This window comes from Aliirhizobium cellulosilyticum (assembly GCF_014198105.1).
Classification (GTDB): Bacteria; Pseudomonadota; Alphaproteobacteria; order Rhizobiales; family Rhizobiaceae; genus Neorhizobium; species Neorhizobium cellulosilyticum.
This window is the reverse complement of sequence record NZ_JACIGW010000003.1, coordinates 80,610-102,954: the sequence shown is the minus strand read 5'-3', so window position 1 is coordinate 102,954 and position 22,345 is coordinate 80,610. Positions and strand designations below refer to the sequence as shown.

Below are 22,345 nucleotides of genomic sequence, written 5' to 3'. Positions count from 1 at the left end.
AGTGAACCGGTCAAGAACAGCGACCAGCTTGTGATTTGGGCACATTATGATGGGGGAACCGGCCTTGACCATACAGTAGAAGAAATTGCAAGCGAAGTGGTTTGCTTACTTTTGATGAAGCCAAGTGATCGAAAATTTACACATCTGGCACATCAATTGGAAACAAAAAATACGCACAGCGGTCGGGAAGAACCATCTGACCGACGGTGTGTTGACGCGACAATAAACTCTAAGTTCCAATAACTTTCCCGATTAAAAGAGATTAACAATGATCACTGCCAGCGAGCAGACCGTGTATGATGTGCTTGGTGATAGATATCTCCATGAAATTCCGCCCTATCAACGTCCCTACGCCTGGACAGAAGAAGAAGCTCAGCAATTGCTGGTCGACCTCTTGGAGGCAATGGATGCGAACTACGACGAGCCGTATTTCTTAGGGAGTATCGTGCTCATCAAACCCGAGGGAGAGACCGTCGGACAGGTTGTTGATGGACAACAGCGCTTGACCACCCTGACAATCCTTGGTGCAGTATTGCGTGATCTTGCAGTTATACCCAACGAAAAGAATGCTTTAGATTCTATCGTCTACATTCGCCCCAATCCGTTTCTCAATCAAAAAGAAGCGGTTCGCGTTCGAGCTCATGAAGACGATCGGCTGTTTTTTCGCGAGTCGATTCAGACCCCTGACGCGACTGCCAAATCGGAGCCGTCGGGAACGCCGAAAACTGAAGCTCAGGCGCATATGTGGAAGAACGCCCAAGCACTTCGTAAGATGGTTTCAGAGTTGAATGAGCAACGTCGACAAGGCTTGGTAGGATTCCTTCTGAAGCGCTGCGTCCTTGTGGTCGTCACTACAGAATCCCGGGCCGCTGCTCTTCGGATTTTTAAAGTTCTGAATGATCGCGGGCTGGATCTATCAAATGCCGACGTCATCAAAGCCGAGCTCCTGGCGAAGTTCCCTGATCAGGATGAGATGAGGTTCCAAGCGCGACGGTGGCGCGAGTATGAGAATGATCTTGGCAGGCAGGAATTTGAAAGCCTTCTGGAGACCCTTCGTTTCATTCGGGAGGAACGGAAGAACACTCAGACGCTTAGTGACGCGTATTCAGCTCGTTTCAAAAACGCGGACGCAAAGGGCGTCAGGGAGTTCTTTGAGAGTGAACTTGCACCCGCGAAAGAGCAATATGCACGACTTCTCGAAAAAGATGTGAGTAAGCTGCCGTCAGACGTCCAGGCAGCCGCAGCCGAAGCTCTAGCAGGATTGGAGCTAGTGCCGAACAAGGATTGGGTGCCGGTCGCGCTGGCGTCATTCATGACGCTGAAACCTGCCGAGTTGATAACGACCCTGGAGCGTCTAGAGGGACTCGCATGGGCAATGCAGCTGGCGCGACGTTATGACACCCAACGAATGGGGCGCTACGTTGACGTACTAAAGGCTCTCCGTACTGATCATTCTCTGCTTGGTGCATCGCTGACATTAACGACCGAAGAAGCAGCTGAGGCCAATGACGCACTCCAGGGGGCACTTTATGCCAAATTCCCAACCCGCGTCGTTCGCGCGATGCTGGAAAGATTGGATCGGCTGTTGGCAGAGCAGCCGGTCGAGTGGACTGGGCAGAAGACCGTTGAGCACATCTTGCCGCAGAACCCGAATGCTGGTTGGGAACATTTCGGTGAAGAACAACGCCTGCTGGTGACCCATAGCCTCGGCAATCTCGTTCTTCTGACATCTCGCAAGAACTCTGGTGCGTCTAACCTCCCCTATGCTGAAAAGCTCAAGGTATACTTCGGATTAGGACAAACTGCTTCCACGAAAAAACGCGCGACATATGCGAGTGCTCAAGAGCTTGCACATGTCACCACATGGACAGCCGAAGCCTTCAAGGAGAGACATGCGCGACACGTAACGTTGTTGCGTAAGCGGTGGGGTTTGTAGCGTACTTTGGTACTATGAGATCTAGGGCGCGGGCTGGACTGAGATGGGCTTCGAAGTCCAGCCCGCGCCCCGTTTTGCTGTCGATTTACGAGTTTCCCCGGTTACCCATCGACGCCATGCTAGTCTCTCCGAGGTTCTCTTCACTACAGTGGGGTGCTGCTTCGAGACCGGCTCGAGCCACGCGACGAAATGTCGGATTTTGTTGACGTGGGACAGCTCTGTCATCGTGGATGCGAGAGCTGTCACCATCAGTAGCCGAAGGACGAGATGTTGAGCACGGGGTGTGCTGCGAGGGCTTACGGGCCAACGACGCCCGTTGCGTTTAAGTTACGGTCCTGAAATCGTCCCCTTGATCGCCAGTCCTGCCTCCTCGGCGGCTTGAACGAATGCCGTACGGGCAACATCAGGATTGGCATCCGAGGTGATACAGTCGAGACATGCCTTCACCGCTTCGTAATAGCGGTCGCTGTCGTCGATTGGCCATTCTGATAAAAGTTCCTCGGCAGCTTCTTCTACCGAATTAATTATCAGGTCCGCATTCGCGTCCCCGATAGAGATTATGACCGGATTGAAAATGTGCAAATTGTCTCGTTCCAAAACACAGCCTCCTCGTGCACTTCATCAAACGTTTACCGAGCAATAACCGTGCCATCGATGAAAAGCTGGTGCGGTTTTCACTTCGGTTTGTAGGGGGCTGCAGGTAACGCGACTCCAATCCAGCACTGCGAGGCTGTTACGCAGGAGGGGCTGCAATACTAGACTTCTTGTGGACATTGCCCGAATGGTCGGTCATCCACCATTGGAGACCTGCGACGGAAGCGACGATTATTGAACTGACGATAAGGGTAGCTAGAATTGGGTGATGGCGTAAATGTCTCATGCGCTTCTAACAGTCCCCGCGATCCGCAGTTCCTAGAAGCGCAGATAAACATTCTGCATGAACTGTTTGGTTTACTGCTAGGAAGTCATGTCATCCGGTGTAGCATTGCTAAAATTTCTTGGTCATTTCGAGCGATTGATTTGCCAGCATAGGCTCTTAGCCAGGTCGATAAGGGGGCGGCGGCCTGCATGGTCCAGGCTTTACTGACAGCATAGTCAAGAACTTTATCGTAGGATTATTGGTACGCCGACAACTCGCTTTAGAGAGATTGTCGGATGCTTCGGGCAAGGCGGTTCTAAACCGATTTTTGCTGCCACATTTGAAGTATGCAGCGTTCCTGTTTGAGGCCAGCCAACAACCGATGGCGAAACATCGGCGGCTTCGATGAAGCACTCCCCATCCACTTTAGTGAAAAGCCCGCCGAAAAATCCGGCGAGCTCTCTAGGCGAGGTGCCGATTAGTTTCGGTTCACAGGCACCTCAAGGACCATGTTCTGGCATTTGTTTCAGCTGGTCCTTGGTCCAAGCGGTTACGGCGTGGACATCGCCGTCCTCATCACGCATGAAGTTGAGATCTGTCAGGAGGACTGCGACAGGCTTGGCTCCGATGCCGAGGAAGCCGCCGACGTCGATTATTGCAGTGCTATTAGCTCCAGCGCCATGTACATGGTCGACCTTACCGACCCTATTGTTGTCTACTCCATAAACAGGTGCGCCTTCGAGGACGGATGAGACGAGTTCGGTGTTAGTAAGACGAGCATGATCTGCCTGTTTCATTGAGGTCTCCTATTTGACGATGACTCAACCGCCAGAAGCGAGGGATAGTTCCGTCTTCTGCGCAGGTCGTTGTAAAGACGTCATGGCACTGGCAGAAGCCCTCTGAACAACCCATATTCTTCACAGGATTTTCGTTCGGAGATTTGACATGACGACAGAACGCGCTGTTTTAGCTGGTGGCTGCTTTTGGGGAATGCAGGATTTGATCCGGAAGCTGCCTGGCGTCATTTCGACCCGGGTGGGCTATACGGGGGGCTCGGTGAAAAACGCTACTTACCGAAACCACGAAGGTCATGCGGAAGCGATCGAAATCAACTTCAATCCTGCCAAGATAAGTTTTCGCGACCTTCTTGAGTTCTTTTTCCAGATTCATGACCCCAGCACCTTGAACCGCCAGGGCAACGATATCGGGACAAGCTACCGCTCGGCGATTTTTTACACATCGGACGACCAAAAGCAGGTGGCGATCGATACCATCGCCGACGTTGACGCCTCGGGAATTTGGCCGGGCAAGGTGGTGACTGAGCTAGCGCCTATCGGCGAGTTCTGGGAAGCTGAGCCTGAACACCAGGATTATCTCGAGCGCATTCCTAACGGATACACGTGCCACTTCCCGCGCCCGAATTGGAAACTCCCCAAGCGTAAGGTTGATGTGCCTGCTTAGTCTCGGAGCGAGGGACTATGGAAAGAGGTGTGGGGCATCTTAAGTCAGCGTATCGGCAATCTCAACTGCAGCGAGCCTTGCCTCACCGTGCCGAGGCAAACCGCGATAGTGGCGGGGCCGGTGCTTGGAGCAGAGCCAGCGCGTGACCGTACGGCTTTCCTCAAAGCCATAGCATCCCCATTCCTTATAACACAATGTCGCTCCTGTCACATAGTGACTCACTTCGCCCAAGGACTAGGCATGGCCCCCATTCTTCCGCGTATTCTATCGGAGCTGCAGACCAAGACCGAAGCAGCCCGCGCCAACACCCGCTCGGCGACCAAAGACGAGCTGAAGGTTTATTTTCAGGCCAGAAACCGAGCGCGGCGCAAACCGATCGTTTTCGATCTAACGAAGGAAGACTATGATGTCCTCGTGACGAGAGCCGCTGGGCGATGCGAGGAGACAGATAGACGCTTCGAGCAAGCGACGAACTCTACTGGCCGTTACCGCGACAATTGGATGAGCCTTGATCGCATCGATTCCAAGGGCCCATACGGTCGTAGATACCATGTCTGTCGCAGCGACTGCAGGACATGTCTATCTTCTCAGCGTGGTAGTCCTTGAGGCGAGGCAAACTCATGTCGCTGGGCAATCTGCTTTCGGCTGGATGCCATTCCTCCCGAACTCACCGGGATACATTCGGTAGAACTCCAGGGTGTCGAAATAGTAGCCGTCCAGGGGAGGGCCGTAAGCTTTGGCGTTTGCCTCTATGCGTTGAGGGAGTGAGATAACGTCGTGGCTTTCAATCCAGCCATAGTTGGCGCTCCTCGCAGCTTCCAGCGCGGACACGCCGCTGCGCCACAGAACGAAAGCACCGCCCAACTGACGGCTGAATGCGATCTCTACCCACGAGGCGGTCGAGCCTTCGTCGGTCAAGATATCGGCTTCAAGGAATTCGAAATCGTAAAGGTCGGCCTTCCAGCCAATCAGCACAAGCAGGTCTGGATCAGGCTCCTCTTCGAGAGGAAACACCTCGCCTATTGTGAACATTTCTTCTCCTTTGCGTAAACGCAGGCAAGGGAGCGACTGCCGCCAAGCGGCTCCGTATGTTCTTATTATGTTCTGTTTTGGTGTTGAGTCAACATGGAAGGAAAAAAACGATCCAAGGGGATGGGTGTCGCGAGAGTGAGTTTGATAGGGGACTTAAACTCGTGCGGGGGACGGGGGCTACTCTCGCGACGCGGGTAGAACACCGCATTTGCGAATTCGTTCCGTGAGAAGCGGCCAGAGCAGCACATTTGGCGCTCCGGCCACACTCGTCCCCACGAGGTCTCGAAGAAAATACGAGATTGCTGGCGGTATTTCAACATCTCTGCGCCTCCGCTGCCTGCGGAAAGCGCCTTTCGTTTCAGGCAGCTTTCTTGGTGCTTTTCGATGGAGTGGCAGGCACGTTGCAGCCCTTGCTCATCATGGCCGACTGGATTGCCTGCACTTTGCCCTTCGCAACCGCGACCTGGCCCTCTTTGTCGCCCCCAAAGGTGGAGGACATCGGCACACCAATCAGGAACACGCCGAAGGCGTCACCATTTGCGGCGTCGTGTTGCTGCTTTGAGACCGCGGTGAGGCTGGTTTGCTCCTTCAGATATTCCTGAGCCAACTGCTCGCACGACAGATTGGTATAGGCAGCCATCGGAATGTCGGCAGGGACAATCGCGTCAGGTCGTTTTGCGCACGCAGACAGGGCCAGCGCGAGCGCCAGCATCATTACTTTGGTTTTCATAGTTTCCCCATTACCCCGGCGAAGATTCGCCGCACACAAATCTGCCAATAGCGGGGAATCTGTCAATCTGGTGTGGTAAATTTGTACGGTGACGATAGGTCGCGTTCTTGAATCTCAAGGGTACGCCCCTCGTTTCTGTTGAAGTCACTTAGTCTTTTCGCTCGTCCTCTTTTGTGTGTGAGCGTATGCTTACATAGTCTTGACCGGAGGAGGTGCCCGCAGTGGAGAGCGAAGCGCAATCACTGTTCGGCGAGGCCGCTCGCCTCGCCTCTGCCTTCCGTCTGGCTGAGCCGGATTTGCACCGTCCTTCAATGGACTATCAGGAGTGCCTCGCGGCACTTATGGAGGATCTGCAGGAGGAGAGCATCGCCGCGGAAGACGTTCTTCGCAGACTGGTCGAAAAGGCAGAACCGGGGCTTCACCAAATGATCCGCCCTCGGTTTTTCGGATGGGTCATTGGAGGATCGCATCCGATGGGGGTTGCTGCAGATTTTCTGACAAGTGCATGGGGGCAGAATGCTGGCAATCATACAGCGTCGCCCGCCGCGGCATCTTTCGAGAAGGTCGCTGCGACCTGGCTACTTAGCGTGCTCGGGTTGCCCGATTGCTCATCTGTGGGTTTCGTGACGGGAGCCACGGTGGCAAATTTCACCTGTCTTGCGGCCGCCAGAGGCGAAGTCCTTCGGCAAGTCGGATGGGATGCCGACGCTCAAGGTCTCTTCGGAGCGCCGCCTATCACGGTGTTAATCGGCGATGATGCCCACACTACCATCTTTTCTGCCTTACAATTTCTGGGGCTAGGGCATGATCGCGTCGTCCGAATACCAACCGACCAACAAGGGCGCATCAGGGCTGACAAGTTTGAAAGAACACTCCATGATCTCTCCGGTCCAATCATCACCATCCTTCAGGCGGGTCAGATCAACACAGGAGCCTTCGATGGCTTCGCCGATTTGATTCCACTAGCCCATCAAAAGCAAGCCTGGGTGCATGTCGATGGAGCCTTTGGTCTCTAAGCTGGAGCCTCTCCTTGTTGGAGGCATCTGTGCTTAGGCGTGGAGCTCGCGGATAGCTGGGCAACCGATGGACACAAGTGGCTGCAGACCCCCTATGACAGCGGCTATGCCATCGTTAAGGACGAGGTGGCACACCGTCGAGCGATGACGATTGCAGCGAGTTATCTACCAATCGCACAGGAGGGCGATCGGGATCCGTCGCATTACGTACCGGAGCTCTCACGGCGTGCGCGGGGTTTTGCAACATGGGCGATGCTGAAACATCTTGGCCGAAGCGGCATTGGCACACTGATCGATCGATGCTGTCTTGCTGCACGCACGATTTCTAAGCGCATTTCGCGGGAACCGGGCATAAAGGTTGTGAATGATGTTGTCCTCAATCAAGTCGTCTGCCGTTTCGGTGCCGAACTCTCCTTGATTGATGCGGACGACCTTACCAGGCGGGTGATCAATCGTCTTCAGCGCGATGGGATAATCTTCGTGGCTGGCGCGAAATGGAGAGGGCGCGAGGTTCTTCGGATATCGGTCTGCAATTATGAGATCGATGCGAAGGAAGCAGTGTTGGCCGCGGAAGCCATCGTCGCCGCGTTTGATCGTGAGCGCAGCGCCAGCTGACTTAGTTAAATCGGTGCGGTGGTATGCAAGCTGACGGCTTTAGGTGCAGAGTTAAAACCGTCCTTTACCCTCTATACGAAGACAACAGCGCTAGCATGGACGCTCGTCTGCTCGGAACAGCAAGGGCAATGGCAGGCATACTCCAAAAGCACCCAATCCCCACAGTGGCAGGATTTTCCTAACGTCCGTCAAATTTTGTAAATCCGTTCCTGTTAGTCTACTAAAACTATAAATTATATCGTCATTGTTCGTTGCCGTTTCAGGCCGCTCTCCAAAGACACTGGAAGCAAACTTCATGAGCGATACTATCACCGGGCTTGATGTAGCCCGACAGCGGGGCGCAAGCCGACGCGATACAACCTTGGTCCATTACACCGTAGTCCGTCTTCTCTTGGCGGTTTTGACTGTATGGCTTGTAGCAAGCCTGGTCTTCGTCTGCCTCACGGCAACCGGGGACCCAGTGTCGCTCATGCTCGACCCCGACACGTCAGTGGACGAGCGTGCCAGGGTAGCGGCAGTCCTTGGATACGATAAATCGCTTGGCGAGCAATATGTTGGCTTCCTCTGGGCTGCCGCAAGTGGCGACTTTCCAGTTTCGCTTCGCTATCAGGAAAATGCCCTTTTCGTCGCGCTAGATCGACTTCCTGCAAGCCTTCTCCTTGGAAGCCTTGGACTTCTTGTTGGTGCCACCGTTGGCATCGTTCTCGGCGCAATATCGGTTGTCTCAAAGAACGCCCTTATTGCGAATGTCCCGATTGTCTTCGCAGCGATGGTGGATGCGGTGCCCACATTCTTTCTTGGTGTTCTACTCATATTGTTGTTCGGCATCTTCCTGCGATTGGTGCCCATCAGCGGTAGCGGATCCCTTACACATCTACTTTTGCCAGTAGGACTGTTGGCGACAACTGTTGCGGCGCCGATTGCACGCGTTTTCCGTGCTGCGCTGCTGGAGGCTCGTACGGCGGACCATATCGTAGCGGCCCAGGCGAGGGGGCTGAGTGCGTCGGCGGTGTTCTTTCGACACATCTTCATGAACAGCCTCATCCCAGTCGCAAATGTAGGTGGGGTACAGGCGGGCATGGTGTTCGGCGGGGCCGTGATCGTCGAAACTCTGTTCCGTTGGCCGGGTATCGGCCAGTTGATCATCGGCGCAATCCAAAACCGTGACTTTCCGCTGATTACAGCTTGTGTGTTGATCCTCTCGGTCGGCTTCGCACTGGTGACATTCATTGTGGATGTCATTGCTGTCAAACTAGATCCAAGGACCCGTCAATGACTGTTATCGAGTCCTCTTATGCGGGCCAGCGGCGGAAGCTCGTGCGCGGTGCTGCAACACTGACCGCAGGCGGCCTTCTCTTGGGTGCCATCGCTACTTCGACACTGCTTGCATCTGTACTTGCTGGCTGGGATCCACTGGATATCGACATCGTCAACGCTGGGGCTGCTCCATCTTTCAGTGATGGCCACCTCCTTGGAACCGATGATCTAGGCCGAGACATTCTTTCCCGCGTCTTGTACGGCGGTCGGATTGCCTTGGCTATTTCCTTCTTCGGTTCGTTTTCTGGCTGCCTAGTTGGTACCGTGCTTGCATTCGCGTCTGTTGCCATTGGTAAGAAGGACGATCACTTCATTCCAAGACTTGCCGATGCACAATTGGCGATCCCAAACTTGATATTCGCGATCGTGCTGGTCGCCTTTTTCGGCTCGGAGCCTGCTGTTCTTGCTCTCACAATCACGCTCGCAACCTGGGTACTGCCTTTCCGCATAGCCAGGGCAAGCTTTGCCTCCACTCTGACCCAACCTTACGTGGAAGCAAGCCGCATGGCGGGCCTATCGATCCTAGAGATCGCGCGTCACCATCTGACTCCGGTGCTTCTACCGCAGCTGGCCGTAACAATGTCGATCGGCTTCAGCACGGCACTGATCCTTGTTTCAAGTCTCGGCTATCTCGGTCTCGGCCCCCAACCGCCAGCACCTGATTGGGGACGCATGGTTGCCGAGGCGCAGGGACAAATAGGCCTAGCCTGGTGGGCATCGGTATTCCCCGGTCTGGCGATAGTTCTAACGTTGGTTGGCTCACAGCTCTTTGGGGACGGTGTGGCGGAGATCCTCTCGCTGTCATCGGTGAAGGAGCGCGATGCATGAAGCCGCTCCTGCAAGTGACCGACCTGACTATTGGAAAACCGTCGGGCCCACCGATCGTCGATCATGTTTCTTTCTCGATATCAAAGGGCGAGTGCTTCGGCATTGTTGGTGAATCCGGATCAGGAAAGTCGTTGACCGCATCTGCCATCGGTGGGTTGCTGCCGCAGGAGCTCGGCGTGCATTCGGGAGAATTGCTGCTTGATGGCCAACCGATTGATACGAGCACCGACAAAGGAAGACGTCAGCTTCTGAGGGACAAGCTCGGCTTCATATTCCAGAACCCATTTACGACCCTCAACCCTCGGCTCACCGTCTATGACCACCTTCGTGAGGCCCTCCCTCGCGAGGGCAATGATCGCATGGCGGCGCAAGCACTCCTCAACGCTGTGGGAATTCCATCATACTCCAGACTTCTTGATGTTTTCCCGCATCAACTGTCTGGCGGCCTCAGCCAACGTGTGATGATTGCTACGGCAATCGCGCGAAAGCCCTCACTTTTGATCGCTGATGAGCCGACCACCGCGCTCGACGTAACAGTACAAGCAAAAGTCCTCGATCTGCTCGACGACATACGATCCCGTACCGGCGTTGCGGTCCTTCTGATTACTCATGACATCGGCATTATAAAGGACAGGTGCGATAGGCTGGCAGTGATGAAAGCGGGTCGTATCCTGGAAAGTGGCCCAGTTGAACAGGTGATCGCACACCCTTCAAGTGATTACACGAGGCGGCTGCTCGATGCGCATCCCAGTAACCTGTCTCTTAGTACACCCAACATAGTCACATCCGATACGGTCGTCCTTGAGGCGAAAGGTGTTTCGCAAAGCTATGGTCGCAGGCAGGTCCTCTCTCCCACCGATTTCGCGGTCCACCGTGGGCAATCGGTCGGAATCGTTGGCGAATCCGGATCCGGAAAAACCACACTTGCTCGTATTCTGAGCGGCTTGGTGAGCCCCATCGAGGGGGTCGTACAAATTCGAATTGGGGATAACACCCGGGAGATCCGAAACGCGGCAGATCGCGCCAGTCTCTGGCAGAATGTCCAGTATGTCTTTCAAAACACCTCTGGCACGTTCGATCCGCGGCTATCGGTCGAAAAGGTCCTGAAGCTAGCGCTTGGAGGTCGAGGCCAAGGGAAAGACATCGAAGCGCTTCTGCGCACTGTTGAGCTTGATCCCCAACTGGCTTCACGTCTTCCCTCAAGCCTCTCGGGCGGGCAGCGTCAACGACTGACAATCGCGCGTGCGCTTGCACGAAATCCAAAGGTGCTGATTGCGGATGAGCCTGTGTCTGCTCTCGACCAGACCGTGCAGGCGCAAATTCTCAAACTGCTTGCCCGACTTCGAGCCGAGCGGGGCATGTCGCTTGTCCTGATCTCGCACGATCTCGAAGTGGTTCGGAGCCTTTGCGACGACGTTTTGGTCATGACCGAAGGCGAAATTATCGAACGAGGGTCAGCCGCCGCGATCTTCGATGCTCCTGCCAAACCCTACACTCAGGAGCTCATCGCGGCCATTCCAGGCGCTCGGAAAGCCTCCCCCAATATTAGTTTCAGTGAAAAGGTCTCATAAATATGAAAAAGCGATCATTCCTTGGTCTCGTCTCAGTGCTGGTTCTGTCCACCATCCTGGGAGCCGTATCGGGCTCTGCGGCTTTGGCCGAGGATGCCAGCACGACACTCCGAGTTGGACTTTATAGGCCTATTCCAGGGATCGACCCATCGACCACGGGTGGAGAACTAACCCTGTCTATCTTTGAAGGTCTTACCCGACTCGATTCCAACGCACAGCTGCAGCCGTCGCTTGCAACGGAATGGAAGCGGAAGGACGATCTCACTTGGGAATTCAAGCTTCGCGAAGGCGTACAATTCTCTGACGGAACTCCGCTCGATGCGCGGGCTGTTGCCGACTACATCACACTGCTGACAGCGGAAAAGTCCACGTTGTCGACATCAGGCCGATGGCGGCCGCTCCTGGCAGGCACCAAGGTGGTCGATCCGACCACAATCCAGGTGATAACGAAGTTCCCATATCTGGGGCTGCCGGACCGCTTCACAACCCTCTACATCGGACGTCAGGTCGCGACCGACGGCGATCTAGCTCGCAGATGGGTCGGTACGGGTCCTTATGTACTGGATCGCGTCGACTTGGAAAACGGTGCATCGGCCTTCAGAAACGAGACTTATTGGGGGACCAGGCCAGCGTGGAAGACACTGAAATATTCCGTTTTCCCAACTGAGGAGGCTAGGCTGCTTGCCCTTCACGCCCACGAACTGGATATGGTCGTTCAGATCGATCCGAAAACAATCAGCCAAATTGCCAACGACGATCACTATCGTACGGGATCGAAAGCCTCGACCTGGAATATTGTTCTGCGCATCAAGGAGAACGAGGGGAAGCCACTCTCTGATCTGCGGGTAAGGCAGGCCCTGAATTATGGGATCGACAAGGAAGCGATTATTCGCGGCTTGTTCAATGGATCGGTCGAGCCAAGCCCCGGCCAGTTTCTTGTAAAAGGCTGGGACGAGCTTAATCCCGATTTGAAAGCATTTCCGTATGATCCGGAAAAGGCAAAGGCTCTGCTCGCCGAGGCCGGATATGGCAAGGGATTGCGATTGCGGCTAGATGTCCCCACGGGATCCTATCTCGCCGTCGGCCCGGCATCGCAGGTCATTGCCGCCCAGCTTTCCAAGATCGGTGTGACGATCGAAATCAACACTCTGCCTTTCCCGGCCTGGGTTGATCTCACTCGTAAGCCGGATGGCGATCTCGTGTATATCGGCCATAGCCCTGCCTATAGGTTCACCCCTGAACGGTTCACCCAGTTCAAGAGCACATATGATCAATCCCATTGGATTGATCCTGCGTTTGATGCTGCTGCCGACAAGGCGCTCGCTGCCCAGACGCCCGAGGACTTGAAAAAGGCGACCAACGAGGCAACGCAGATCTTCCACGATAATCTGCACGCTGTTTTTCTTTACCCCCAGCCAGTCACTTGGGCAGTACGCTCGGACATCGACTGGGAGCCACGGATCGACCAGTCAATACTGCCGCAGTTTGCGCGTCCTAAGACCGGCCAGTAAGGAGAGCAGCTGTGCAGTCTTCCAGACGTATCCATCTCAATCTTTCTCTGCACATTTCCGGTCGTAGGCGGGAAGTTGATGGTCGCCTCGAATGGGACGACCGGTTCACCGATCTCGAGGAGTATCTGAAGATTGCTCGTGCCGCTCAGGCTGCGCGGATTGATGCTGTGTTTCTTGCGGATCATCCGGTCCTGTACCGGAACGTGACCGAGCCGCCAAAACATACGCTCGACCCACTCATCATCCTTTCGATGATCTTGGCAGCCGTTCCGGATATAGGCGGTATTTATACTGCCTCCACGACGCTGAACCACCCTTACAATCTCGCTCGGCGACTCCAGTCCCTCAACTGGTTATCGAAGGGACGGGTCGGTTGGAATGTCGTTGCGACTTGGAATCCCGATGTCGCCGAAAACTATGGAAACCAGCCGCTCGGTGACCATGCGAGCCGCTATTCCCAAGCGGATGAGGCGACAGACGTCGTGCGCCGACTTTGGCAAAGCTGGGATCAGGGGGGTGAAGGCGACCATACTTTGCGCGGACAGCCGATCGACCATGACGGAGAATATTTCTCCATCAAAGGGCCACTGACGGTCCCCAACGCGCCGTTCGGCCCTCCGGTTATCTGCCAGGCTGGTGCCTCATCACAGGGTATTGCGCTTGGCGGGACGCATGCCGACATCATCTATGCCGTTGCGCATAGCAAAAAGGGAACGCTGGCCTACCGCCAGGAGCTTTTGGCAGCTGCCACAAAAGCAGGGCGCAGTGACCCTACGATCCGCATCCTGCCTGGCCTTCGTGTGATCACAGGTTCAACGTCGGAAGAGGTTGCCCGGAAAGCCGCGGCAGAGGACGAGGCAACGCCCGTAGACGGCCCAAGAGCTGAGCGACTGGCCGAGCAGCTGTCTTTGAACTTTGGGCAATTTGATCCTGATGCCCCATTGGTCATTGAAACGCTCAAACCAGGCGGGAGCCTCCCTCAGGGATTTTTCCGAGCATTGGTCGATCTCGTCGAAGAAGAGAACCTCTCGTTCCGCCAGGTTTTGCAGAGGCGTGCTGAAAATCATCGCCTTGTTGTCGGTACGCCAAACGAGATTGCCGACGATATCGAAACCTGGTGGCGATCTGGGGCCGTGGACGGGTTCACATTCAATCCGCATTCCGTTGGTGAGGACTTATCGCTGATCCTGGAAGAAGTCGTTCCGATCCTTCAGAGCAGGGGGCTATATCCGAGAGAATACGAGGACGCCACACTGCGTGAACGCTATGACCTTGAGGGGCGGCCGCGGACTACGGTCCAAGAAAAGCGGCTTGTCGATGCCTGATCCATAGGGGAAGGTTTGATAGCTATTAGCCCGTCAGGGAGCTGATGCCTCGAGTCCGCCCGTCGGAAAGATCCGGCGGCATATCTAGGGCTGTCTGCCTGTGTGCTCGTCAAACGGGACGGCGACATCATATCTGTTGTATTACCTTTTTACGTTCTGACAGTGCAAAGATTCCAGATCCAACGATTATGATTGACCCTACCACCGTCCAAAGATCTGGGCGTTCTTGGAAGACGACGAACCCCGCGACGATCGCGAATACGAGGCGCGTGTATCTAAAGGGTGTTACCGCTGCTATCTGACCAGTCCGCATAGCCGTGGTCAGTGCGCTGTAAGCTACGATGCCAGAAGCCGACCCGAGTAACAGGATCAGGATGGTCTTGACCTCCGGAATGACCATCGGTCCTGCGAACGGAGCGGCAATCAAGCCAGATATGACAAGCACTGAGAAACCCAACACGCCTAGTTGCCGGTGAGACATGTGTAGGGGCGCGGCACGGGTCGCCAGATCTCGACCAGCGAACCCAAGCATTGCAATGACCGCCAGCAAAGACAAAATGCTAAAGCCCTCTGCGCCAGGTCTGAGTACGCAAACAACGCCTCCGAAACCAGCGAACACAGATAGCCACCGTCTGGCGCTGACGCGCTCGCCAAACAGACCAGCACAGCCGATTACGACCAATGGAGTGGCCTGCAGGATGGCCGATGCTGTCGAAAGCGGCGTCAGCGCGATTGCCAGCATATAAAAAAGCCGACCCATCGTGTCGGATAGTGAGCGGGCCAAGATTAAGGGGGAGAGGGCGTTTGCTGCCAGCGGTCTTTCTTTGGCCCTTAACGCAAGCCCACTGAAGACGAGAACGCCGACGGTTCCAAACAGGATAAGGATCTGGCTTACTGGTAAGGACGCTGCGACAGCCTTCAAACAGGCATCTTCCACGGCAAAGAATGCCATCGCGGCGATCATGAAAAGCGCACCACGCGAGTTCAACGATGCATCGCGTTGCATAGAGGCTTGCGACATTCACTGGATCCACATTCAAATGAATGTCCTTCTACCGGTTATCATCGCGCTTTGACTAGAGACTGATTGTAGTCGAGTGGCATGGACAGTTTTCCAACTTCACACCGTTTAGTTGCGGACGTTCGGTGGATATTCACGGTATATCCTGTTGGTGTTCTGCTTCCTGGTAAGCAAAGGGGACTACAAACATTGCAGGAACCTCTTCTCGTCGACGACTGTTCGGCAGTGAGGAGGATTTATTATGCACCATCAACATGAGTTTGCTTTTTATTGCGGCTTGAATGCCGCTCTTCTCGTGATCATAGCGCTTTCACTGTGGCTGATCTGGCCGCTCCAATGAGATGGCCGACTACCTGATGATCTTGTTTGTAATGCTTGTGCTCGCCGTCGCAGCGTGGGCACCGTAAGCATGCATTGGCGCGTATCTCGCTCCAGCAGGACGCTTTCGTCTCGAATTTGCCTTGGTGGATTAAGTAGTCATCGAGCGGCTTGAGCATCGCTCTCAGTTCCTCGTGATCCAAAATCTGCGTGCCATAGGTTGGCGAGGTCGTTGGTCAGAGCTTTGGCTCGTATTGCCGACGGTAATCGCGCGTTCTTATCGGATGCCGTTCAGGACGCTTTCAAGCACGCTGAGATCGCGTGATTGCAGCGCTTCGACAGCTGTAAAGCACATTTATCGACCCTCTTTGGACCTAAGCCAGATCACAACGATGCGTGGGAAAAAGATTCGAAGAGTTACAATGGCGTAGAATTGGACCAGCTTATCCACGTTGACTCAGTTTCCCAAAGAGAACATAAAGTGAACATTACCCTGTCAAATGGAGGCTTGTGATGTCTGCTGTTAACCGCATCGAAGAGGGCGAAATCGACCAGGCTCAAGCTGTACTGGATGCTTTCGGCGGCAATGCGTTAGCTGCACTGCGTTCAGTTATCGCGGATGCAGAATTCCTGTGTGAGCAGTTGGAGACGGCGTCACTATATCTGAGTAGTGGCATCGTTCGTGGCTGGCTCCCGAAATTCGAGCGTGACCACTGATATGATCGATGCGGTCTTGGGGCAGCTTCGTTTGTTGGCAGCGATGCCTGAAGTATGCATCAGTCTATATGAGGTCAGGCCACCGCTAATGAGGGCAGGCTATAGCCAAAACCAAATTCTGAACGCTTTGCTCTATCTGGAGAGCCAGAAGAAAATCGAACTGGTACCGGGGAACCGGCTGAGGATGCTCACGTCGCCGTGACGGACAGGACGCACACGCTCAGCACACCTACTGCAAAAATCACTGACATAATCGCCAAGAGTAGTTTCCGATAGTTCGTGATCGGCTTTGGCTGTTCGGTTTCGGGGGAGTGACGGCTGGCAAGGTATGGCATAGTTTCTCCTTCATGAGGGAAACCGATCGAAGCTCACCTTCGTTCCCGTAATTCTACTAATGTCCCGGACGCTGCCGTGAGAAAGTTGGGCGCCAAGGAGCAGCAACAGCCCACCATCGAGGGGGACGGGCCGCAAGGGGGGCAGGCTGAGCGTCAGGGGCCAATGCTTCTTAGGCAGTAAGATTTTTATGAGGTGCGGCGCATTTAGCGTGCATCCCTTGGGCTAGTTGCTCGTTAGTCAGCATCGTGAAAATCAAGGCAGCACAAATGAGCAACGATACATCCCAAGCGATAGCACTGAGGTTAGACGATGCCGAATGCTCGACTGGCAACAAAACTCGTGTGTCGGGAGGCGACTGCCGTGGTCGAGCGCCGACATGGTCGGTAACCACGTCAGATGTTGGATATGGGGATACACTTGCTGGAGAATGGTTCAGTGCGCCTCATGAGCCTTCACTAGCAATTCAGGCTTCTACGTGACCACTGAATTCAGTTCCTTAGCTCCTGTAAAATAGGCGAGAGGTGAGTTGTCTTGGATTTATGCTATCCTGGGGCAGTCGTGTAGCTGCAATTCAAGCCCGCTGAAATCGGCGGCGACCCATTGAGAGCGCGAAGGAGGGAGATATGTTTAGAGACCTAAACGGATACTATTCCCGCCCCGAAAGGCCGCGGGAACCGCGGAAGCTATCCCGGCTGGAGGAGAAGGTCGTGATTTGGATCCTTGCGTTCAATCTCGTAGCTGCCATCGTGGCGCCAATCGGCGGCGCTTCGCTCATTGAAGCCTTAATCCGATAAGACTGTTCGTCGCGATCCGACATAAGTGGATGGCTTACCTGCGATGTAGTGGGCGTTCCGTGCGAAATACGTAGCGATCCCAGATCAGGTTTGGATGTGCCATGCTCTGCGAGTGATACGATCGAAGACGGAAGCCAATGCGACTGTCGTAAGCGAAATGGCAGGAGGGACGATCAGACCGGCCCAGAGAAAATGCTCGTCGAACTTCATCGTTGCCAAGGCCAACGTGGCAATCACCGATACCGCCAGCAGAACTAGAAGTCGGAGAAGTGCGCCAGACCGCAGCGCAGCGATCATAACCATCACCAGTGTAAAGGTGTAGACTAGGCTCCAAGCCATTTCGCGCTTCCCGTTGTTCTGCTGTCGTAGCGGAGCGGCGTTAGGATTTCGTTTCTCGCCTTACCGCCATGCATCCACCAGGAAACCTTGCGAACCAAAAAGGGGGTCTGTTTTAGGGACTGGCAACGATGCGATTTTCTCCAGCATTTCCGCAGTGGCCGCGCTCGTTTGAATGTCGGCTTTGTCAGATCCAGGATATGCGCCGACAACCTGGAAATCAGAGGACGATTCGAGGTTCTGATGACCCGTCCCAGCTGGAAGGATCAAACAGTCCCCTCGTGACACATCGATGGCGCGACCGTCTGGACCTCCGATAAGAAGTCTGGCTCGACCGCGACCTATGCCCAGGACCTCATGTGCTCCCGCATGGTAGTGCTGATAGTCAAATACACCATTGCGCCAGACACCAGTCCATCCGTTATCCTCGAAGGCTGCTTCAAAATCCGATGAGCTGCCACTGATCAACGCAGCTTTGTAGACAACGACCGGACGTCGCTGGTTGTTTGGCACCCAATCGCTCGCTTTAAAGACAACTTGCTCGATTTCCATTGCTCACTTCCTTCAAGCTGAGCGCTGACCGGTCATCCGGGCCCCGGCTCATCGCTTTCATCGTTTAAAGTGGGAAGATAGGTTTCGACATCGCGGCGTTCCCGGTCGGAAAGCGAAGCGATGTTCTCTCGCCAGAAGGCTGCTGCTTGAGGTGGATCACCATCCCAGTCTCGCGAGGACCCCAGATTGTCATCAATTACCGCGACCCTGCGGCCACCTAACTCCTGGTAACGTTCTGCAAGTGCTTTCGATGAGTTTTCCATATCTATGCCTCCATTTGAGATCCCGGCGAGTAAACCTCAAATGGCGGCGGTGGTTCCCTGTTCTGGGAGCAACGAAATGCGGGATTGACGCTACTCTATGCCGGTTCCAGTCATTCAGGATGTTCTCCATCGTCGTCAAATCCGTCGTCATCGCGCACGTCAACGACCTCGGGGTCGTCGTCCCTAGAAGTTACGTCGATAAGAATGACTGAGGTTTTGCGTCCGACTTGGATCTGGAGATCAAGACCCCGGGTTTGGCCTTTTACTTCTTCGACGGCCTCCTCCTCAGTCGCGGCTGTAACCCAGTAGGTCGCCATCGAATAGGCGTCGATCAAATATTCTGGCATCAATGATCGTCCGTGTTGCATTATCTAAATTGTCATTCGGATTTTGCATCGGCGCAAGTCGGCTGCTCAGCGAAGGGACGGCATTCGCAGGTCCTGACGCGTAGCAATGGGTTGATATCCCATTCCCGAGTCTGAGGCGACCTGCGCTACAAGTGCCCGGACATTAAAGAGCTCTCGCCCAAAGACCATGTTCACAAGAAGTCGTCTGCTGCCGCTTGGCCTTCCGAGCAGATTTTGCAGTAGGTTGCTGCAAAATTTCCATGCGTCCACAATTGCGGCCTGATCGATAATGCGTAAGATCCACAAACTCGAGCGTTGTACGCCAGAGCCACCTGAGAGAACGGCTGGAGCAGAGTTGTTCTCAATCTGTCTGCTCAATCGGCGCGGTCATATTGAGGCCTTCGATAAGCTTCCCTTTTGCAGGATCTGCTTTTGCTCGAACTATTTACTGACGGTTCCTACGACAGAAAAACCCAGATCGGCGGATGGGCTTTCGTCGCTTATCTCGATGGGGTGGAAAAAGGCCATCAGTGTGGAAGCGATGAAGGCGATTCAAACAATAGTTTCGAAGTGCTCGCCGCCTTGCATGCCGCACAATGGTCGGCGTCGATGGCATTACAAGACCAGGTCTTGGTGTGGACTGATTCATTTTATGTGATGGAGGGCGTCCAGCGTTCGCTACCGATCTGGCGAAACAACGGCTGGAGGAAAATAGACCGCAATCCCCGAAATCGGCGGCGACCGTCACCTGATCGCGATATTTGGAAGCGCCTAGATCGTGTGCTAGCTGAAAACGCGTACATCCACATCAAATGGTGCAAAGCGCATGAGGGCCTTGTTGGCAATGATCGTGCCGATTTTCTAGCTGGAGCGAGCCGGTTAGCTCACGCTGCAGCGGCCCATCGTGGCGGCTTCTGACTAAGCTTGGATTTCATTTTGAATTCAACATCTGTCAGCATTATCAATTGCGTCCATGAAAATTCTGGGCCGCAATTTTGATGTGGCTCATATGTGAAGAGGGTGAGTGATGGCTTCTAATGACGCGAATGCTTATTCGTTAGTGAACCAGATACCTGAGATCGAAGACTATATGCGTCTCCGCAAAATAAGTGGCCTGACGCCTTTCTCGAAAGAGGCTGCTGAGATTGGGCTAAAGGGCACGATCTTCGCCGCCGTCGTACACCATGAAGGAGTCGCTGTCGGCATGGGGCGACTGATCGGCGATGGCGGATGTTTCTTTCAGGTGACTGACATCGCAGTCCATCCTGACCATCAGGGGCGTGGCCTCGGTAAGATGATCATGGCCTCGATTATGGACTTTGTGCAGAACGAGCTGCCGACTACGGCGTATATCAGCCTGATCGCGGACGTGCCTGCGAATAAATTGTATGAAAAATTCGGCTTCAGGCCCACCGCGCCGCGGTCCGTCGGGATGTCACATCTCGTAAAGAGGTGACGGTAGGCGGTCACGTTTTCGCCGAAAGCTCTCTCTTCAAGCTCTCATCTATAGCCCTGCTGGAGAGTCTCAGGTCATCCATGCCGCTGGAAAACTGGACAACGTCTTGATCGCTTCAATGTTGTTCACAGTGGGGAACAATCGTTCGTAGCTATCGTTCTCTGGCGTCACAGAGGAGTTCAAAATGGCGCACGAAGAAGATCAAATTTCGATGGTTTGGGACCTGGCGGAAAAAATCGGGTTCTGCATGCTGACGACGCAAAACGGGTCCGATCTCCGATCTCGTCCAATGTCGGCATACAGCGAGCGCATCGACAATGCGTTCTATTTTTTGACCGACGTGGCGAGCCATAAGGACGAAGAGATCGCACGTTATCCAAATGTGTGCCTCGCCTTCGCTGACTCGAAGGGCCAAAAGTACGTTTCAGTCTCCGGAACCGCTGAAATCCAGAATGACCGTGAGAAGATCCGCGATCTATGGGCGACGCCTGCGAAGGCCTGGTGGGACAACGCCGACGATCCGTCGATCCGCATTCTCAAGGTGACGCCGTCCTTCGCAGAATACTGGGACAGCCCGGGCACCATCATCAGCTATATCAAAATGGCGGCGGCGGCTGTTAGCAACTCACGTCCAGACATGGGCGACAACGCCAAGGTCCAGATGTAGCGGCGGAGTTTGATGATGCTTTTTGCTAGCGATGAGATCAGCGCAGCTGGCATTATAATGAGCCTTCCGCTCGAGGCGACTAATGTGCGAGGAAACCTGGCTGAGGATAGACCGGCCATAACAGAATGGCTGGAACGCATCCATGCTCGGCTTGCTCATCTCAACGCGCTCGAAGAGGGCGGTCCCTACGTCTTTACTGAATAAGTGTGATCATGGAAGCTTTCGTGCAAATGATGATGCAGCGCCTTGGCCCATTCGGCATTGGCCTGCTCATGTTCCTTGAGAACGTTTTCCCGCCAATACCGTCCGAGCTGATCATGCCTCTTGCGGGTTATCTGGCGACGCGCGGTGACATGAATATCTTCGTGGTGATCGCCGCCGGAACGGTAGGTTCTCTGTTCGGTACGCTCCCTTGGTACTATCTTGGGCGTCGGTTCGGCCACGACGGCGTTCGTCGTCTGGCGGATAGCCATGGTCGTTGGCTCACCATGTCGCCATCCGATGTCGATGCAGCATCTGACCGTTTCAAGCGGCACGGAAATTCTTCGGTCCTGCTGGGGAGGCTCATCCCCACGGTGCGGACACTTATCTCCGTACCCGCTGGCGTCGCCAACATGCCATTGGGGACTTTTCTCCTTTTCTCGTCGATTGGCACGTTCGTATGGACGGCGGCGTTGGCTTTGGCAGGTTATCTGCTGGGACAGGCATACAGTGTGATCCAAGACTTTGTGGATCCCGTTTCGACTGCCGTCCTGATAATTTTGGTCGGCTATTACCTCTACCGGGTTGTTACCTTCAAAAAGGAGCGAACGTGAGCGAGTGGTTGGCTTCTGTGGGCGTGGAACTCAACATCGTCCCCCATTTGATCGCGCTGCTTGTTGCGTATGTCCTTGCGCTGCCGATCGCTTGGGATCGTGAGAAAAATGAGCGGAGCGCGGGTTTGCGCACCTTTCCTCTCGTCGCTATTGCCGCCTGTGGGTTCGTTCAGGCTGCGGAAACCGTTACTGTTGGCAATGCCGAGGCGACGGCTCGCATCGTTGAGGGTATTATCAACGGAGTCGGCTTTATTGGCGGCGGAGCCATCCTTGTAGGGAAACTTGGAACACGCGGGACGGCGACTGCCGCGAGCATATGGGCGACGGGCGCGATCGGTACCGCGGTCGGACTTGGAGCCTATGACACCGCAATTGTTCTTTCGATAGTCACCTTTGCCACTCTCCGAATTATGGCGAACTTCAAAGCAGCCAGAGACGAACCGGATGATGGCGGATGATAGCGAAGGCGAAATTGCGTTTTGGGAGCGGTCGATTTGGCAGTATCGAGCCTCTGCGTAAGCG

The 22,345-nt window shown here is 54.6% G+C and carries 22 protein-coding genes and 1 pseudogene; 14 read left to right on the top strand and 9 right to left on the bottom strand.

The window, feature by feature from the left end:
* Window positions 1-268 precede the first annotated feature (268 nt).
* A complete protein-coding gene (locus tag GGE33_RS14980; protein ID WP_183824380.1) occupies window positions 269-1,936 on the top strand; it encodes a DUF262 domain-containing protein in 1,668 nt (555 codons plus the stop codon).
* Between the two features lie 327 nt (window positions 1,937-2,263).
* Here the strand turns inward: GGE33_RS14980 and GGE33_RS14975 are convergent, their stop codons facing one another.
* Both GGE33_RS14975 and GGE33_RS14970 read right to left on the bottom strand, forming a co-directional pair.
* On the bottom strand, window positions 2,264-2,533 hold the full coding sequence (locus GGE33_RS14975; RefSeq protein WP_246436123.1) for a DUF982 domain-containing protein: 270 nt from the start codon (window positions 2,531-2,533) through the stop codon (window positions 2,264-2,266).
* Window positions 2,534-3,295: 762 nt separating this feature from the next.
* A complete protein-coding gene (locus tag GGE33_RS14970; protein WP_183824377.1) occupies window positions 3,296-3,592 on the bottom strand; it encodes a PRC-barrel domain-containing protein in 297 nt (98 codons plus the stop codon).
* 148 nt (window positions 3,593-3,740) lie between these two features.
* On the opposite strand from GGE33_RS14970, the gene msrA reads away from it, so the two are divergent.
* Window positions 3,741-4,256, top strand: coding sequence for a peptide-methionine (S)-S-oxide reductase MsrA (gene msrA, locus GGE33_RS14965; protein WP_183824374.1), 516 nt, complete (start codon window positions 3,741-3,743; stop codon window positions 4,254-4,256).
* Window positions 4,257-4,874: 618 nt separating this feature from the next.
* On the opposite strand, the gene GGE33_RS14960 is transcribed toward msrA, so the two are convergent.
* Window positions 4,875-5,288 (bottom strand): hypothetical protein, encoded by a 414-nt coding sequence (locus GGE33_RS14960; protein ID WP_183824372.1) that lies wholly within the window; start codon window positions 5,286-5,288, stop codon window positions 4,875-4,877.
* A gap of 358 nt (window positions 5,289-5,646) precedes the next feature.
* Complete coding sequence (locus GGE33_RS14955; RefSeq protein ID WP_148147456.1) at window positions 5,647-6,018, bottom strand: hypothetical protein; 372 nt, start codon at window positions 6,016-6,018, stop codon at window positions 5,647-5,649.
* Between the two features lie 221 nt (window positions 6,019-6,239).
* On the opposite strand from GGE33_RS14955, the pseudogene GGE33_RS14950 reads away from it, so the two are divergent.
* The 6 genes and pseudogenes from GGE33_RS14950 to GGE33_RS14925 all read left to right on the top strand — a co-directional run bounded on the left by GGE33_RS14950 (window position 6,240) and on the right by GGE33_RS14925 (window position 14,201).
* Window positions 6,240-7,649, top strand: a pseudogene (locus GGE33_RS14950) (pyridoxal phosphate-dependent decarboxylase family protein).
* Between the two features lie 295 nt (window positions 7,650-7,944).
* On the top strand, window positions 7,945-8,925 hold the full coding sequence (locus GGE33_RS14945; RefSeq protein ID WP_183824369.1) for an ABC transporter permease: 981 nt from the start codon (window positions 7,945-7,947) through the stop codon (window positions 8,923-8,925).
* The gene (locus GGE33_RS14940; RefSeq protein ID WP_183824366.1) at window positions 8,922-9,794 is read left to right on the top strand and encodes an ABC transporter permease; all 873 of its coding nucleotides are present in this window, start codon (window positions 8,922-8,924) and stop codon (window positions 9,792-9,794) included. Before GGE33_RS14945 ends, GGE33_RS14940 begins: the two co-directional genes overlap by 4 nt.
* Window positions 9,791-11,365 carry an ATP-binding cassette domain-containing protein gene (locus GGE33_RS14935; protein ID WP_183824362.1) on the top strand — a complete coding sequence of 525 codons (1,575 nt, stop codon included), beginning with the start codon at window positions 9,791-9,793 and terminating at the stop codon, window positions 11,363-11,365. Before GGE33_RS14940 ends, GGE33_RS14935 begins: the two co-directional genes overlap by 4 nt.
* Before the next feature lie 83 nt (window positions 11,366-11,448).
* Window positions 11,449-12,876, top strand: coding sequence for an ABC transporter substrate-binding protein (locus GGE33_RS14930; RefSeq protein WP_183824359.1), 1,428 nt, complete (start codon window positions 11,449-11,451; stop codon window positions 12,874-12,876).
* Between the two features lie 11 nt (window positions 12,877-12,887).
* A complete protein-coding gene (locus tag GGE33_RS14925; protein ID WP_183824356.1) occupies window positions 12,888-14,201 on the top strand; it encodes an NtaA/DmoA family FMN-dependent monooxygenase in 1,314 nt (437 codons plus the stop codon).
* A 127-nt stretch (window positions 14,202-14,328) separates the two neighbouring features.
* Here GGE33_RS14925 and GGE33_RS14920 read toward each other — a convergent pair whose 3' ends face one another.
* On the bottom strand, window positions 14,329-15,222 hold the full coding sequence (locus GGE33_RS14920; protein ID WP_246436121.1) for a DMT family transporter: 894 nt from the start codon (window positions 15,220-15,222) through the stop codon (window positions 14,329-14,331).
* A gap of 831 nt (window positions 15,223-16,053) precedes the next feature.
* Between GGE33_RS14920 and GGE33_RS14915 the strand changes: the two genes are divergently transcribed.
* Window positions 16,054-16,257 (top strand): hypothetical protein, encoded by a 204-nt coding sequence (locus GGE33_RS14915; protein ID WP_183824353.1) that lies wholly within the window; start codon window positions 16,054-16,056, stop codon window positions 16,255-16,257.
* 1,214 nt (window positions 16,258-17,471) lie between these two features.
* Here GGE33_RS14915 and GGE33_RS14910 read toward each other — a convergent pair.
* From GGE33_RS14910 to GGE33_RS14895, 4 genes are all read right to left on the bottom strand, one after another.
* Window positions 17,472-17,726, bottom strand: a complete 255-nt coding sequence (locus GGE33_RS14910) for a hypothetical protein (RefSeq protein ID WP_183824350.1) — start codon at window positions 17,724-17,726, stop codon at window positions 17,472-17,474.
* Window positions 17,727-17,786: 60 nt separating this feature from the next.
* A complete protein-coding gene (locus GGE33_RS14905; protein ID WP_183824347.1) occupies window positions 17,787-18,275 on the bottom strand; it encodes a cupin in 489 nt (162 codons plus the stop codon).
* A 32-nt stretch (window positions 18,276-18,307) separates the two neighbouring features.
* The gene (locus GGE33_RS14900) at window positions 18,308-18,538 is read right to left on the bottom strand and encodes a hypothetical protein (protein WP_183824344.1); all 231 of its coding nucleotides are present in this window, start codon (window positions 18,536-18,538) and stop codon (window positions 18,308-18,310) included.
* Window positions 18,539-18,648: 110 nt separating this feature from the next.
* A complete protein-coding gene (locus GGE33_RS14895) occupies window positions 18,649-18,885 on the bottom strand; it encodes a hypothetical protein (RefSeq protein ID WP_183824341.1) in 237 nt (78 codons plus the stop codon).
* Between the two features lie 432 nt (window positions 18,886-19,317).
* Between GGE33_RS14895 and GGE33_RS14890 the strand changes: the two genes are divergently transcribed.
* The 5 genes from GGE33_RS14890 to GGE33_RS14870 all read left to right on the top strand — a co-directional run bounded on the left by GGE33_RS14890 (window position 19,318) and on the right by GGE33_RS14870 (window position 22,281).
* Complete coding sequence (locus GGE33_RS14890) at window positions 19,318-19,803, top strand: RNase H family protein (RefSeq protein WP_246436119.1); 486 nt, start codon at window positions 19,318-19,320, stop codon at window positions 19,801-19,803.
* A 109-nt stretch (window positions 19,804-19,912) separates the two neighbouring features.
* Window positions 19,913-20,341 carry a GNAT family N-acetyltransferase gene (locus GGE33_RS14885; RefSeq protein ID WP_246436117.1) on the top strand — a complete coding sequence of 143 codons (429 nt, stop codon included), beginning with the start codon at window positions 19,913-19,915 and terminating at the stop codon, window positions 20,339-20,341.
* A gap of 184 nt (window positions 20,342-20,525) precedes the next feature.
* The gene (locus GGE33_RS14880) at window positions 20,526-21,008 is read left to right on the top strand and encodes a pyridoxamine 5'-phosphate oxidase family protein (protein ID WP_183824338.1); all 483 of its coding nucleotides are present in this window, start codon (window positions 20,526-20,528) and stop codon (window positions 21,006-21,008) included.
* 212 nt (window positions 21,009-21,220) lie between these two features.
* Window positions 21,221-21,823, top strand: coding sequence for a DedA family protein (locus GGE33_RS14875; protein WP_183824336.1), 603 nt, complete (start codon window positions 21,221-21,223; stop codon window positions 21,821-21,823).
* Window positions 21,820-22,281 (top strand): MgtC/SapB family protein, encoded by a 462-nt coding sequence (locus tag GGE33_RS14870; RefSeq protein WP_183824333.1) that lies wholly within the window; start codon window positions 21,820-21,822, stop codon window positions 22,279-22,281. The genes GGE33_RS14875 and GGE33_RS14870 overlap by 4 nt, the downstream gene beginning before the upstream one ends.
* The last annotated feature ends 64 nt before the right edge of the window (window positions 22,282-22,345 follow it).

Coding starts and splice junctions, on each gene's coding strand:
- GGE33_RS14910 (WP_183824350.1), bottom strand. CDS start 17,726: ATGGCTTGGAGCCTAGTCTACACCTTTACACTGGTGATGGTTATGATC.
- GGE33_RS14920 (WP_246436121.1), bottom strand. CDS start 15,222: ATGTCGCAAGCCTCTATGCAACGCGATGCATCGTTGAACTCGCGTGGT.
- GGE33_RS14945 (WP_183824369.1), top strand. CDS start 7,945: ATGAGCGATACTATCACCGGGCTTGATGTAGCCCGACAGCGGGGCGCA.
- GGE33_RS14960 (WP_183824372.1), bottom strand. CDS start 5,288: ATGTTCACAATAGGCGAGGTGTTTCCTCTCGAAGAGGAGCCTGATCCA.
- GGE33_RS14940 (WP_183824366.1), top strand. CDS start 8,922: ATGACTGTTATCGAGTCCTCTTATGCGGGCCAGCGGCGGAAGCTCGTG.
- GGE33_RS14875 (WP_183824336.1), top strand. CDS start 21,221: ATGGAAGCTTTCGTGCAAATGATGATGCAGCGCCTTGGCCCATTCGGC.
- GGE33_RS14880 (WP_183824338.1), top strand. CDS start 20,526: ATGGCGCACGAAGAAGATCAAATTTCGATGGTTTGGGACCTGGCGGAA.
- GGE33_RS14885 (WP_246436117.1), top strand. CDS start 19,913: ATGGCTTCTAATGACGCGAATGCTTATTCGTTAGTGAACCAGATACCT.
- GGE33_RS14970 (WP_183824377.1), bottom strand. CDS start 3,592: ATGAAACAGGCAGATCATGCTCGTCTTACTAACACCGAACTCGTCTCA.
- msrA (WP_183824374.1), top strand. CDS start 3,741: ATGACGACAGAACGCGCTGTTTTAGCTGGTGGCTGCTTTTGGGGAATG.
- GGE33_RS14905 (WP_183824347.1), bottom strand. CDS start 18,275: ATGGAAATCGAGCAAGTTGTCTTTAAAGCGAGCGATTGGGTGCCAAAC.
- GGE33_RS14955 (WP_148147456.1), bottom strand. CDS start 6,018: ATGAAAACCAAAGTAATGATGCTGGCGCTCGCGCTGGCCCTGTCTGCG.
- GGE33_RS14915 (WP_183824353.1), top strand. CDS start 16,054: ATGTCTGCTGTTAACCGCATCGAAGAGGGCGAAATCGACCAGGCTCAA.
- GGE33_RS14900 (WP_183824344.1), bottom strand. CDS start 18,538: ATGGAAAACTCATCGAAAGCACTTGCAGAACGTTACCAGGAGTTAGGT.
- GGE33_RS14935 (WP_183824362.1), top strand. CDS start 9,791: ATGAAGCCGCTCCTGCAAGTGACCGACCTGACTATTGGAAAACCGTCG.
- GGE33_RS14980 (WP_183824380.1), top strand. CDS start 269: ATGATCACTGCCAGCGAGCAGACCGTGTATGATGTGCTTGGTGATAGA.
- GGE33_RS14895 (WP_183824341.1), bottom strand. CDS start 18,885: ATGCCAGAATATTTGATCGACGCCTATTCGATGGCGACCTACTGGGTT.